The organism is Lacrimispora sanguinis, from assembly GCF_044987295.1.
Taxonomy (GTDB): Bacteria; Bacillota; Clostridia; order Lachnospirales; family Lachnospiraceae; genus Lacrimispora; species Lacrimispora celerecrescens_B.
Genome location: NZ_CP173277.1, coordinates 1,507,550 through 1,521,059 on the forward strand (window position 1 = coordinate 1,507,550; position 13,510 = coordinate 1,521,059).

The 13,510-nt window shown below is 45.4% G+C and carries 10 protein-coding genes; 4 read left to right on the forward strand and 6 right to left on the reverse strand.

Annotated elements, in window-relative coordinates:
* Positions 1-15: 15 nt before the first annotated feature.
* The 3 genes from ACHZES_RS07050 to xylB are packed head-to-tail and all read right to left on the reverse strand — an operon-like array spanning position 16 to position 2,870.
* On the reverse strand, positions 16-642 hold the full coding sequence (locus ACHZES_RS07050; RefSeq protein ID WP_395548422.1) for a DUF4867 family protein: 627 nt from the start codon (positions 640-642) through the stop codon (positions 16-18).
* A gap of 18 nt (positions 643-660) precedes the next feature.
* Positions 661-1,314 carry a fructose-6-phosphate aldolase gene (gene fsa, locus ACHZES_RS07055; RefSeq protein WP_038277881.1) on the reverse strand — a complete coding sequence of 218 codons (654 nt, stop codon included), beginning with the start codon at positions 1,312-1,314 and terminating at the stop codon, positions 661-663.
* A gap of 32 nt (positions 1,315-1,346) precedes the next feature.
* Entirely contained in the window at positions 1,347-2,870 is a 1,524-nt protein-coding gene (gene xylB / locus ACHZES_RS07060; RefSeq protein WP_395548421.1) for a xylulokinase, read from the reverse strand.
* A 381-nt stretch (positions 2,871-3,251) separates the two neighbouring features.
* Between xylB and ACHZES_RS07065 the strand changes: the two genes are divergently transcribed.
* Positions 3,252-3,872, forward strand: a complete 621-nt coding sequence (locus ACHZES_RS07065; protein ID WP_395548420.1) for a sugar O-acetyltransferase — start codon at positions 3,252-3,254, stop codon at positions 3,870-3,872.
* A 3-nt stretch (positions 3,873-3,875) separates the two neighbouring features.
* Here the strand turns inward: ACHZES_RS07065 and ACHZES_RS07070 are convergent, their stop codons facing one another.
* Positions 3,876-5,726 carry an ATP-dependent nuclease gene (locus tag ACHZES_RS07070; RefSeq protein WP_395548419.1) on the reverse strand — a complete coding sequence of 617 codons (1,851 nt, stop codon included), beginning with the start codon at positions 5,724-5,726 and terminating at the stop codon, positions 3,876-3,878.
* 131 nt (positions 5,727-5,857) lie between these two features.
* Between ACHZES_RS07070 and ACHZES_RS07075 the strand changes: the two genes are divergently transcribed.
* Both ACHZES_RS07075 and asnB read left to right on the forward strand, forming a co-directional pair.
* The gene (locus ACHZES_RS07075) at positions 5,858-7,228 is read left to right on the forward strand and encodes a citrate transporter (protein WP_395548418.1); all 1,371 of its coding nucleotides are present in this window, start codon (positions 5,858-5,860) and stop codon (positions 7,226-7,228) included.
* Between the two features lie 27 nt (positions 7,229-7,255).
* On the forward strand, positions 7,256-9,106 hold the full coding sequence (asnB, locus tag ACHZES_RS07080; RefSeq protein WP_395548417.1) for an asparagine synthase (glutamine-hydrolyzing): 1,851 nt from the start codon (positions 7,256-7,258) through the stop codon (positions 9,104-9,106).
* 54 nt (positions 9,107-9,160) lie between these two features.
* On the opposite strand, the gene ACHZES_RS07085 is transcribed toward asnB, so the two are convergent.
* Complete coding sequence (locus tag ACHZES_RS07085) at positions 9,161-10,450, reverse strand: FAD-dependent oxidoreductase (RefSeq protein ID WP_395548416.1); 1,290 nt, start codon at positions 10,448-10,450, stop codon at positions 9,161-9,163.
* 244 nt (positions 10,451-10,694) lie between these two features.
* Here ACHZES_RS07085 and ACHZES_RS07090 point away from each other — a divergent pair, with 244 nt between their 5' ends.
* A complete protein-coding gene (locus ACHZES_RS07090) occupies positions 10,695-11,489 on the forward strand; it encodes a MerR family transcriptional regulator (RefSeq protein WP_038277861.1) in 795 nt (264 codons plus the stop codon).
* Between the two features lie 19 nt (positions 11,490-11,508).
* On the opposite strand, the gene ACHZES_RS07095 is transcribed toward ACHZES_RS07090, so the two are convergent.
* Positions 11,509-13,419 (reverse strand): APC family permease, encoded by a 1,911-nt coding sequence (locus ACHZES_RS07095; protein ID WP_395548415.1) that lies wholly within the window; start codon positions 13,417-13,419, stop codon positions 11,509-11,511.
* Positions 13,420-13,510 lie beyond the last annotated feature (91 nt).

The following is a 13,510-nucleotide window of genomic DNA, read 5'->3' on the forward strand; positions in this document are numbered from 1 at the left end:
ATTGTTAAGCATTTGTCAAACAGATAGATTTTCTCCTGTTATTCCGATATAAGCATGTTCCGGGAGCCCGCCCTCTTTGTGTCCAATGAGCCATTTATTTTTGGCAAACAGCAGTCTGTCTTCTTCATTTACTGCTTCTCCTGCTGGCTCTAAGTCGGTATTGGTATCCTTTGGCAGAATTACAACACATCGGAAACCGCCTTCCTCTGCATGACAGGGTGCATAATGAAGGGTCGTGGCATAAACTTCGATCACGGTTCCTGCTGGAACGAGGAATGCCTCCATCTTACCGGAATCATAGGTATAATCCGGGGTAATATCCTGCTGCCTTCCTAAGATCAGGATTAAGTCCGTCACAGCAATATTGATTTCTGAACTTCTGTGATATTCCGCAGCATTCAGCTTCTTATTGTGGCCGTTGCAGTAGCCTACCTGAATGGGAAGCTGGCCGTACAGTTTCTTTTCCATTTCTTTTGAAACCGCCAGTTCCTCTAACTCCGCTACGGAAGGAACATAAACCACATCATCCGGAAGGGGTGTCTCCTTCATCTTTTCCAACAGTTCCCCTGCATCATATCCTGTAACCACTTTCCCATAAACATGAAAGGCAGGATCTGTCACTGGTTTGATTGTTAATCCCATGGTTTTACCTCTCCTTTTCTATTCTCCGAATACAGCCAGATAATCCTTTTTAAATTTTTCAATGCCCTGGTCCGTTAACGGGTGCTGCGTCATCTGTACCAGCACCTTATACGGTACCGTTGCTATATCTGCCCCTGCTCTGGCACAGTCGATTACATGAATCGGATTGCGCACGCTGGCTGCAATGATCTCCGTCTCGATCCCGTGCATCTGGAAAATATCCATAATATCTTCAATGAGATTGATTCCCGGCATGGAGATATCGTCCAAACGTCCCAAAAATGGGGAAACATAGGAGGCTCCGGCTCTTGCTGCCAGAAGAGCCTGGGCAGCGGAAAACACCAGGGTAACGTTGGTGGGGATATTTTCTGCGTTCAGCACCTTTACTGCTTTTAAGCCTTCTACTGTCATGGGGATCTTAACAACCATGTTTGGATGGATCGCCGCAATCTCCCGGCCTTCCTTTATCATGCCTTCTGCATCAGTCGTGGTAGCCTTCACCTCTCCGCTGATTGGTCCGTCAACGATAGATGCGATTTCCTCGATTACCTGCTTAAAATCACGCCCTTCCTTTGCGATCAGGGAAGGATTTGTGGTAACCCCGCAGATAATCCCCATTTCATTGGCCATTCTGATTTCTTCTACATTTGCCGTATCAATAAAAAAACGCATATCTTCACCCTCCTGTTTTCCTTTGTAGTTATTTACAAAGCTGCAAGTTTCTTATAGCTGCCTTTTAAATCTTCATACAGTTCTTTATATAACTGATGGTATTTCTTATAGAGGCCGACCTGGTTTTCCTCCGGTCCTGTAGACTTATCCGCAGAAATCAGGGCATCACAGGCAGCTTCCACGCTCTCATAAATACCGCACCCGACTCCGGCCAGAATGGCGGCTCCCAGGGCCGGTCCTTCTGTCTGAGCCACGGTCTTCACATGACAGTCATACATATCCGCAAGCATCTGACGCCATACCGGGCTCTTTCCGCCGCCGCCGCATGCCATCATCTCTCCGACTTGGATTCCCATTTCATTAAGGATATCATTGCAGTCGCTGAGAGAATAAGAAACTCCTTCCATTACAGCCCGCAGCATGTGCTTTCTCGTATGGATGGCAGAAAGTCCAAAGAACACTCCCCGGCAGTCCGGATCCAGATGAGGAGTCCTCTCCCCCATTAAGTATGGAAGGTAAATAAGCTTATCGCTTCCTGCTTCCACCTGGCTCACATCCCGGTTGATGAGATCGTAAACATCAATCCCCTGTTTATTTGCTTCTTCTACATAGTCCTGGCAGAAATTATCCTTAAACCATTTTAAGGACAGTCCAGCCCCCTGGGTCACTCCCATGACATGCCATGCTCCAGGAACCGCACAGCAACAGGTATGAACTCTACCTTTTGGGTCAATGGTTACCTGGCTGCTGTGAGCAAACACAACCCCGGAAGTTCCTATGGTGGTAAAGGCTGTTCCATCCTTCACAACCCCTGTTCCGACTGCAGCCGCCGCATTGTCTCCGGCACCTCCCACAACCTTTGTCTCCTCCGAAAGCCCGGTTCTCTCCGCAATCTCAGGAAGAAGTGTTCCTGTTACCTCACAGGATTCAAAGACTTCACCCAATAGCTTTGGATTAATATCAAGCTTATTCAAAACTTCCTCGGACCAGCACCTTCCGGGCACATCTAAAAGCTGCATTCCGCTGGCATCGGAAACCTCAGTGGCAAAAACTCCGGTTAATATGTAACGGATATAATCCTTGGGAAGGAGGATATGCCTGCACCGATCGTAATTCTCAGGCTCATTCTTCCTTACCCATAAAATCTTGGCTGCTGTCCAACCAGTAAGAGGCGGATTTGCGGTAATCTCGATCCAGCGCTCTTTTGGCATGATCGTAAGCATGTCTTCTACTTCGGCAGCCGTTCTCTGGTCGCACCAGATAATAGAGGGGCGTATCACCTCATTCTTTTCATCAAGCATCACAAGTCCGTGCATCTGACCTGAGATACCGATTCCTTTCACATCCTCTTTTAAAACCCCTGACTCCTTCATGACCTGGGAAAGGGTAACAAGAACCGCGTCTCTCCAGTCTTCCGGCTTCTGCTCCGCCCAGCCGTTCTTAGGCTGATAAAGGGGATATTCCCTAGATGCAGAAGCAATCACGCCGCCCTTTTCATCAAACAGGACGGTCTTAGTTGCCGATGTCCCCACATCAATTCCAATCAAATACTTCATCCTAATACCTCCTCGAAAGATCTCTAACCTGATTATAATATACATGCCAAAAAAAAGCGTGCTCTTATTTGCCCAAGTAGTAGCACTTTCTTGCACTTTTGCAATGAGCAGTGCGAAATAGGCCACGAGAAGATTTTCGTTGTGCTTGCACATAAGAAAATCTTTTCATGGCCTATTTCATAGGGCGAATGCCCGTGAGCGAGCAAAACCGCAGGTTTCGCGAGCTGCACTGCGGACTTACGGAACCATTTAACTCAGAGCCGTACATCCTGTCGCCCTCCCACAAATCCCTTCATCACATAGACATTTAAACATAGACAAGGTATAATTAATAAAAAAAGAATCTGTCTCCCCCCCCAAAAGTTAACAAGGAGGTATTCCATGGATTTAAAAGAAAAAATGAGAAGCGGAAAACTTTACGACTGTGTAGACGATGCCCTGATCGCAGAACAAACCAGCTGTCTGGAAATCCTTTACGACTTCAACCAAACCCGCCCATCCGAAGGAGAAAAACGGCAGGAAATCTTAAAGAAGCTTTTTGCCGAAATCGGAACAAACTGCTACATAGAACCCCCGCTCCACACAAACTGGGGACGTCACGTTCACATGGGCAATGACGTATATGTAAACTTTAATTTAACCCTCGTAGATGACGCAGACATCCACATAGGAAATAACGTCATGTTCGGCCCAAATGTTGTGGTAGACACGGCCGCCCATCCCATCCGCCCCGATATCCGTAAAAGGCAGATTCAGTTCAACGTCCCCGTTACCATTGAAGACAACGTATGGGTTGGAGCCGGAGCCATCATCCTACCAGGCGTCCGGATCGGTGAAAACAGCGTAATCGGAGCCGGAAGTGTTGTAACAAAGGATATCCCCGCCAACGTAGTAGCCTATGGAAGCCCATGCCGTGTCATAAGGGAAATCGGTGAGCGGGATATGAAATACTACTTTAAGGACTGGGAAATCGATCCAGAATTAATTAATACTAAAATATAATCCCTATGCCTTCCTGCTTTCAAAGTAAACGAACTTATCAATGGCATCTAAAATATCGCTGAAATCCTCCCGGGGAGCCAGATCAATGTATTGCTTCAGCAGCTCCCCTTCCTGCTTTTTATACGGCCCGTAAAAAATGTCATACAGATTATGCCCTCTCATATAAATCTTAAATTCCTCCATATGAACCTTTAAATCTTCCGGGGATTCCATATCCTTCCCCACTGCCTCCGCAAACTGTTTTCCGCTCTTTAACCGGTAAAGGTATTCCTTCCATTTATCAAACAGCGTCTGATAAAATGCATCTTCATCTTCCACCACCCCAAGTTTTGCCATGACCTCAGGATTCAGGAAATAATTTTCAAAAGAATAATACTTTAATATAAGCACATTTTTTCTTGTAACCTTAGGAAGCTTATCGACATCCTCCAGACTGCGGTCATCATAATACCGGCAAAGCTGGCCTGCCAGCTCCTCAGGATTCTTACCATCCCCATCCCGGATCATTAAGAACTGATCCCTTAAATAAACCTGGTTCATATACTTTAAGTTTGCATACGTCTTTATATTGGTGCAGCTGTTAGTGGTAATAATAGAGATCCTGGATAAATTCCCCTCCTCATCATAGATTTCCGAATAATATTTTTCTAACAGCAGAGGCAGACGGCTCTTATCCTGCTTGCCCTCCACAATAAACACAAAGCTGACCCCAAGAAGATCGTTGGCTCCATAGCCCAAATCGTCCAGAATAGCGTCAATATCGGTTCTGTCCCTGACAACAGAATAACCGTCACGTTCTAACACCACCTGTCTGATCTGGCGTCTGGTGAAATTAAACAGCATGCTGGGAGAATGAGTGGTAAAAATCACCTGATTCTTCTTGGATAACCGGTAAAGGATCTCACTGGATATTTTCTGAAGCTGGGGATGGAGGAAAATCTCAGGATCCTCTACAATAACAATGCTGGGAATCCGTTTTTCATCCTCTGTGTAAGTCTCCAAAAGTGACAGCATGTAAAGGCTTTTCATGCCATTGCTCAAGTTGTTTATAGGGCTTAGTTTTCCTCTATCCACATGATAAGTCTCCGCTGTTACTTTAAACAATTCGCAGGGGTTGCAGTTTAAAGAAAAGTGGATTTCCTCATAACCGCCGTTTTTTCTGTAATTGTCATTGACTCTTTCGGCAAAATTATTTAGGTTTAACTGATACATCTTATATTCCAGCAGCTTTGCCGTCTCATAGATCTGCAGTTCCTCCGGCTTCTTCTGGTTGATCAGTCCGATGCATTTAAAGCACTGGTTGCATTCTCTGGCACTGTCAAACATGCATGCCTGGGTCCGTAGCTTTGACAGCTGGTCATCCTCCTGGAAAAGCAGCAGATCATTCTGAAACTGGTTTAAATCCCGTTCCGAGTCAATGTAATAAAGCCTGGGAAAAATATCCCTGATATACCGGTTATTCTTCCTATACCCATCCTTAAACCGGACGACCCCGTTCCAGTTTACCTGATAGGTGAATTTCAGGCTTCCCTCTTTGTAAGAAGGCAGCTTTGTTTCAAAATCATGGAGCCACGCATCAAACCGCTTATACTGGCTCACCACCCCTCCCCTGTGAAAGGACGCCAAATCCTCCGGCGTAATTGCCAGGGTCATGGTGATCTCTATGTTCTGTTTCTTCTCATTAAAATCCTCTTCCGTAACTTCATAGGCACCTGCAACTGCCCGTATGGCATCTAAGACACTTGTTTTTCCCGTATTGTTCTTCCCTACCAGTATCAGGGCATTTTCCACATTTTGAATTTCCATATCCCGTATGGATTTAAAATTTTTGATATGTACTGATGTTATCTGCATAGGCCTCTCCTTTATAAAACTCAGTATAAAAGGCTGACAGGAAAATTTCAAGTTCTGCCTGAAAAAAAAATCACACTGTCCTTTCCTCTTCATCATAGTATACAATATATTATTTCACAGGAGTGGTTCCTATGTTTGATCCTTATCTGGTGCTTACACCTCTGCACTATATTTATCTCATCGGCGTCATTGTGATCCTGACTGTCATGGTTCTTAGAAAGGATACGCCCCTGGTTTGTATCCTTTTTCTCTTCCTCCTAGGTCTTGTAGGCCTTAAGTCCCTGACCGGAGGAATCATGACTGTATTCAACGCCATCTTGTATGCTTCCAGGGAGTTTATGGATATCATCGCCACGATTGCCCTAGTCACAGCCTTATCGAAATGCTTAAAAGACTTGGGAAGCGACTATCTAATGATGATTCCCATGTCAAAGGTCATGAAGACCCCTTCCCTGACCTGGTGGATTCTGGGAGGTACCATGCTGCTATTTTCCCTCTTTCTTTGGCCTTCTCCATCCGTGGCTTTGGTCGGGGCGATCATGCTGCCCTTTGCAGTCAGGGCTGGTTTGGATCCTCTGGCAGCTGCAATGGCCATGAACCTTTTCGGCCATGGAATTGCTTTAAGTTATGATTTCGTCATCCAGGGTGCTCCGTCTATCTCCGCAGCAGCAGCCTCTATTACAACCGACGAAGTCTTAATCAAGGGGCGGCCTTTGTTTTTGGTAATGGGCATTGTTACCGTTGCTTCCGCATATTTGTTAAACAGGAGCGAGATTGCTGCCTGCTGCCAGGAAGTCCATATCCAGAATTCCGAGGAACACCATGAAATCGGAATTGCCGCAATTACAATGGCAATTCTTACCCCTCTTTTTTTCCTGGCCGACATCCTTCTTATGCTGGCTTTTGATTTAAAGGGCGGAGACGCCACCAGCATGGTTTCCGGCACAGCCGTCCTGGTTATGTGCATTGGAGCATTTTTAGGCTTTGGCAGGCATTCTCTGGAAAAAGTAACATCCTATGTTACAGACGGCTTTCTTTTCGCCATTCGGATCTTTGCTCCCGTCATCATTATCGGGGCATTTTTCTTTTTAGGAGGAGGGGGAATCACCTCCATCATGGGAGATCAGTTCCAAAGAGGCATTATGAATGACTGGGCCATCTGGCTGGCTCACAACGTACCTCTCAATAAATATATGGCTGCCTTTTTCCAGCTGGTGATTGGAGGCTTAACAGGCTTAGACGGTTCTGGTTTTTCCGGGCTTCCCCTTACCGGCTCTCTGGCCCACACCTTTGGTACGGCAGTGGGAGCTTCGGTCCCGATTCTGGCTACCCTGGGACAAATTTCCGCAATTTTTGTCGGCGGCGGTACCATCGTCCCCTGGGGGCTTATCCCTGTTGCAGCCATCTGCAGCGTAAATCCCCTGGAACTTGCCAGGAAGAATCTTCCTCCGGTCATGATCGGTTTTCTTGCTACTTTTATTGCTGCCTGTTTCCTATTATAGATAATCCAGATTTAAGGAGGAATTTCCATGTGCGGAATTGCTGGTTTTTACAATCCGGTTTGCGATTACCAGAAAGATAAAGCTTATTATGAGAATATCCTGAAACAGATGTCAGAAACCCAGAGACACCGTGGGCCCGACGATTCAGGGATCTGGCTCTTTCATCAGGGAGGCATGTCTCATGCCCGTTTATCCGTTATCGACTTAACAACCGGCCGACAGCCCATAACAAAAACTGAGGCAGGCAAAACATTTGGAATTGTGTACAATGGAGAAATCTACAATACAAAGGAGCTTCGCCAGGACCTAAAGGACCGGGGTCATTCCTTTTCCACCTCCTCTGACACAGAAGTGATTTTAACCGGATATATGGAATACGGGCCTGATTTTGTGAAGCAGTTAAACGGCATTTTCGCCTTTGCCATTATGGACCCATACCGGGAATGCTTATGCCTTTGCAGAGACCGTTCCGGCATAAAGCCTCTTTATTACACCATACAGGATGGAGAAATCATCTTTGCTTCGGAGTTAAAAGGAATCTTTGCATATCCCGGCATCCGGCCTGTGATAGACCGGAAAGGATTAAACGAAATTTTCTCCCTGGGACCGGCTCATACCTCCGGATGTGGTGTTTTTAAAGGAATCAATGAAATTCTTCCGGGCCACATGCTTCTCTGTTCTAAGGACGGCTTCCACTTAAAATGCTACTGGAAGTTAGAAAGCAGACCTCATGAGGACAGCTATGAGGAAACCATTGAAAAGACCTCCTTCCTGGTTCAGGATTCCATCCGGCGCCAGATGGTTTCCGATGTACCCATCTGCACCTTTTTGTCAGGTGGGGTAGATTCCAGCCTGGTCTCGGCAGTCTGTGCTGCGGAGCTAAAAAAACAGGGCAGACAGCTTACTACCTTTTCCTTTGATTTTGTCAACAATGATAAATTCTTTAAAGCCAGCACCTTCCAGCCCTCTCAGGACCGCCCTTATGTGGACCAGATGGTAAATTTCTTAGATTCCGACCATCATTATCTGGAATGTGACAATGGCACCCAGGCAGACCGGCTTTATGACTCTGTTCTTGCCCACGACCTGCCGGCCATGGGGGACATTGACTCTTCCCTGCTCCACTTCTGCTCCATGGTCAAACAGTTTAATAAAGTAGCTCTGACCGGGGAGTGCGCAGATGAAATATTTGGAGGATACCCTTGGTTTCACAAGGAAGAATGCTTTAAAGCCCATACTTTCCCCTGGACCATGGATTTAGGAACACGAAAAGCCATCTTAAAGGATGAATTTCTGGATTATCTCAAAATGGATGAGTATGTGTTGGAAGCCTATGAAAAGTCTGTGGCGGAAACTCCCGTCTTTTCCGAGGATAATCCGACAGAGGCAAGAAGAAGAGAGATTTCCTATTTGAATCTCCGCTGGTTTATGCAGACCTTATTAAACCGTATGGATCGTGACAGCATGTATTCCGGTCTCGAGGCCAGAGTACCCTTTGCAGATCACAGGATCATCGAGTACGTGTGGAATGTCCCCTGGGATATGAAAACAAGGGATGGGGTGGTGAAAAATCTCCTCCGCCAGGCTGGAAGGGGACTTCTGCCTGATGAGATCCTATTCCGCAGGAAATCCCCGTATCCCAAGACCTATGATACCAATTATGAGGCGCTTTTGGCGGGGCGGGTAGAGGAAATGGTTGCTGGCGGTTCTGCTCCTGTCATGGAATTTTTAGACGGTAAGAAACTGGAAAAACTCCTGTCCAGCCCTTCGGATTATGGAAAGCCCTGGTACGGTCAGCTCATGGCTGGTCCCCAGATGCTTGCCTATATTCTCCAGATCAACTACTGGCTGGAAAAATATCAAATCACAGTGGAATAAAACAAAGAGGTGCAAAAGTCTTACATAAGACCTTCGCACCTCTTTACCTACTCTTTATTCAATCTCTTCCAGGATTCTTCCCATATCCGACGTATCGCCAATGAGTATGGCGCCTGTGAGCTTGCCTTCTGCATAATAATAAACCTTATAAATCTTCTTCTCTTCATCTTCTTCCCGGCGAACTTCATAGGTTCTTCCCGGGTCCTTTCCCGGGTCGCCTACTGCAAACAGGGAAGTATCCATTCCATTAAATGTGAGAGCTGCTGTCACGGTTTTATAGGAAATCTTCTCTCCGGCGGCATTGGCTCCTGCTGCCTTCCCCATCTCCACGGCCTGAGGCCAAATGGCATAATTGATTCCTTCATATTCTGCACAGTCCCCGCATGCATAAATGCCGGGTACCGTGGTTTCCATGTGCTCATTAACGATTACTGCCCGTCCGGATTTCGCCCCGGCATCTTCTGCCAGAGATACATTAGCCCGGACTCCTGCGGATATGACCACCAGATCTGCCGGCAGGACCGTACCATCTTCCAAGCGGACACCGGTCACCTTCTCTTCCCCTTCTATCTCACGGGTAACTGCCTGGAATTTCACATCAATTCCCTTTTCCAGAATGATAGACTTTAGAAACTCACCGGACTCCTGATCCAGCTGACGCTTCATAAGCTGGTCACCATGCTCCAATACCGTCACGAAAAGGCCTGTCCTTTTTAATTCCCAGGCTGCCTCCAGTCCCAGCACACCGCCGCCAATGACCACGGCCTGCTTTGATTCTGAAAGGAGGGAATTAAGCTTCTCAATATCAGAAAGCCGGCGTATGGCAACCACTTCATTCTTTTCACTTCCAGGAATAGGAGGAATGAAGCATTCCGATCCCAAAGCATAGATGCATTTGTCGTATTTAAGCCGGATTCCGTCATCAAAGGTAACTTCCTTTTCTTTCGTATCAATCTTCTCCGCCTGTTTTCCCGTAAGGTTTAAGATCCCTTTCTCTTCGTACCATGCCGGGTCATGAAGAAGCAACTCTTCCCTTTCATCCTTTCCCATCACGGCTTTTGTCAGCATGGGCCTTGAATAAGGCAGGCAGTCCTCTTTCGTTACCATGACAATGGAACAGGTGGAATTTCTTTCCCGAATCGCCTCAGCCGCACTGACGCCAGCCGCGCCATTACCAAGTATGAGGTATAACTCCTCCGTGTTTTTATGGAAATTATTTTCTTCTTCCTCATAAGGGACAAAATTTTCCGACCCTACTCCGCATACCGGACAAACCTCATTTCCCTCCTCAAATACGGCGCCGCATACCAGGCATTTGACCATGTTCTTCTTGCCTTTTCCCATGTAAAAGTACCCCCTTCTCATGTCTCTTATGTTAGTAAAAGTTCTACCTATGATCCTATCATAACATAGTTTTTTACGATTTCAAGCACCTTTCCGTTAATAATTCGTAAGCATAGAAAGAAAACCGTAAAGCCGAAAATCCGACATTTTATGATAAACTATTCACGTAAGAAAATTTTAGCCCATGAGCGAGTGAATCCTGTTGGTTTACTCCATGCACTTCGGACTGAAAAGAGGTATCAAAATGAAAAAATACAGCATTGGAGAAGTTTCCGACCAGTTAGGCTTAAGCCGTGACACCCTTCGCTTTTATGAAAAAAAAGGGATCATACAACCGGAAAAGCAAAAAAACGGTTACCGAACCTATACATATGATGATATAAAAAAGCTTTCAAGCATCATGTTTTATCGCAGATTGAACTTCAGCATCGAGGATATCGGACGTATCCTGTATAAAAGCTCCTTTCCTTCCTACTGTTCCATGATACAGGAAAAAATCACTGAAGAAAAACAACAGATGGAAAAGCACCGGCAATCCCTCATCCATCTGACTCATTTGCAGAAACACTATAAAAACGTAGAAAAATATTTAAACCGTTATGATTTAAGACCCATGCCTCCCCATTACCAGATGCCCGACAATCACTTCATCAATCAAGAAGGTATCTCTGATTTATGCTATATATGCCAGGAATATGGGATAGAGGGGAACCAGGCGAACCAGATAAACGAATTCTTCATGATCGCTGAGGATACTGCCTCCATTATGAAATTAAAACAGGAATTAAACGGCTATCCCTTACTAAAACAGGAACGATGTGTATATACCGTGGTTGCATCAGACAGCCCTGTTTTAGAATCACAAGCCGTTATAGACGCAGCTGACTGGGCAAGGCAAAAAGGATATTCTCCTCTCGGAGTTGCCTACAGCGGACACTTATTAAGCTGCGCCTTTAAGGATACCGCAAAAGAAAATCAGGAAAAAATGGCAGATACACCTATCAATTACATTGAAGTGTATCTGCCGATTCAGGCATAAAGGCTTTACTGCATGTTCTTTATGCTCTGTCTTTTTCCGTATTTTCGTCTATCTGCTTTGGAGCAGGCTTAAATACCGTACTGTAAATATAAGGTACCAGAACCATAGAAACATTTCTGTGCTTTCTCAGCCTCTGCATTATGAAATAAGTGGTCTGGTTATGAAGAATATTGGCAAACCAGCTCTCTTCCATAAAACGGGACATAACAACTGTGATCATTTCTCCCGGAAGCAGATCAGCTTCTTTTTTGCTGATATACTCTTCCACCGGTTCAATAAGCTCCCGGTAAGGTGACATGATGACCTCAAGAGGTATATCAATTCCTGTTTCCTTCCATTTTTTCTGAAGCTGCTGGCTTTGTTTCTCATCCGTAGCTATGTGCAGAGCAACCACATTGGAAGTAATTAAATTTGCATAATTTAACGCTTTCAGTACGGACCGGTTAATTCCCCCAGTCAGTACAATGCAAAGATTGGTGTCATGACTGGTGCTTTTATGATAATGGGACATAAAGTCGTTTACCACCAACTGCCGTCCGACAAACTGATAGTGAATTTCAATGCGGTGCATAATATAAACAAGAACCGGTATGAGAATGGCAAGCGCCCAGGCACCTTGTGAAAATTTAGTCACAAATACAATGACTGTTCCCGTAGCCGTCATAATTGCACCAAGGCCGTTTATACACATTTTATACCAATAGCCATTTCCTTTCACCCGGATCCATCTGATAAGCATTCCATATTGGGACAAGGTAAATGACAAGAAAACTCCGATGGCATAAAAGGGAATCAGATAATGGGTTTCTGCTTTAAATACAATCAGCAAAAATGCTACTGCAAAAAAGATGAACATAATCCCATTGGAAAAGCTGAGCCTGGTCCCGCGGTGCATGAACTGACGTGGTACAAATCCATCCTCCGCCAGAATCGCCAGCAGCGTAGGCAGACCGTTATATGCAGTATTCGCAGCCAATAACAATATAAGGGAGGTTGCAAACTGTAGAATATAAAACATTGGCCCTGGTCCAAACACTGCCATGCCAAGCTGGGAGATCACCGTCTTCCCCTCTAAAGGAATGATATTTAAAGAAGTAACCAGCAGCACCGAACCTCCGAGAATGGTGATAATGATCCCTACCAGAATAAAAAGTACACGTTTAGCGTTCCGCTGTGACGGTTCACGAAAGCTTGGAACCGCATTGCTCACGGCTTCCACTCCAGTGAGAGCCGAACATCCGGAAGAGAAGGCTCTTAGCAGCAGGAACAGGGAGATCGTTCCTGCTCCGCCTGCAACAGGCTGAATCGTTTCAGAATAATGGACCGGCGGTAAATTCCCCGTTATAAGCCTTACAAATCCGGTTGTAATAAGTACCAGCATAATAATGATAAACACATAAGTAGGAGCTCCGAATAGCTTGGAAGACTCCTTCATTCCCCTTAAATTAAGGAGTGTAATGGTACATAGAAAAAGCAGGGCAAACAACAAGCGGTAATCTGCAAATTCCGGAAAAGCGGAAATGAGGGCTGCCGTTGCAGCAGAAAGGCTAACCGCTACCGTCATCACATAATCAATAATCAGGGCTGAGGCTGCTACCATTGATGAGCCTCTTCCAATATTTTCAGAAGATACGATATAGGCGCCTCCGCCGTTTGGGTAGTTTGCAATAATCTGCGAATAGGAAAAAGCTAAAACTAAAAACAGCAGTATGATCGGTAATGTAACATATCCAAGGTAATGAACCGCCGACAGTCCCAGAACCGGAGCCAGAACCAGCAGCATTTCTTCAATTGCATATGCCACTGAGGAAACCGCATCACTTGACATAATGGGAACTCCCCAAAGGATCCCCATCTTTTCTCCTTCCAGATCATTGCTTTTCAATGTATTTCCCAACAATATATTTTTTATCTTTCTCTTTGAATGCATTTTAAATCCTCTCTAACTCCTTATCTTTCTAATTTTAGTATTACCAATAATCTCAATCCTATATAAAAATACACCTGATGAATCATAGGCT

Excerpts from the sequence above, each read along its gene's own strand:
- xylB (WP_395548421.1), bottom strand. The coding sequence starts at position 2,870 with ATGAAGTATTTGATTGGAATTGATGTGGGGACATCGGCAACTAAGACC.
- ACHZES_RS07070 (WP_395548419.1), bottom strand. The coding sequence starts at position 5,726 with ATGCAGATAACATCAGTACATATCAAAAATTTTAAATCCATACGGGAT.
- ACHZES_RS07085 (WP_395548416.1), bottom strand. The coding sequence starts at position 10,450 with ATGGGAAAAGGCAAGAAGAACATGGTCAAATGCCTGGTATGCGGCGCC.
- ACHZES_RS07050 (WP_395548422.1), bottom strand. The coding sequence starts at position 642 with ATGGGATTAACAATCAAACCAGTGACAGATCCTGCCTTTCATGTTTAT.
- ACHZES_RS07075 (WP_395548418.1), top strand. The coding sequence starts at position 5,858 with ATGTTTGATCCTTATCTGGTGCTTACACCTCTGCACTATATTTATCTC.
- fsa (WP_038277881.1), bottom strand. The coding sequence starts at position 1,314 with ATGCGTTTTTTTATTGATACGGCAAATGTAGAAGAAATCAGAATGGCC.
- ACHZES_RS07065 (WP_395548420.1), top strand. The coding sequence starts at position 3,252 with ATGGATTTAAAAGAAAAAATGAGAAGCGGAAAACTTTACGACTGTGTA.
- asnB (WP_395548417.1), top strand. The coding sequence starts at position 7,256 with ATGTGCGGAATTGCTGGTTTTTACAATCCGGTTTGCGATTACCAGAAA.
- ACHZES_RS07095 (WP_395548415.1), bottom strand. The coding sequence starts at position 13,419 with ATGCATTCAAAGAGAAAGATAAAAAATATATTGTTGGGAAATACATTG.
- ACHZES_RS07090 (WP_038277861.1), top strand. The coding sequence starts at position 10,695 with ATGAAAAAATACAGCATTGGAGAAGTTTCCGACCAGTTAGGCTTAAGC.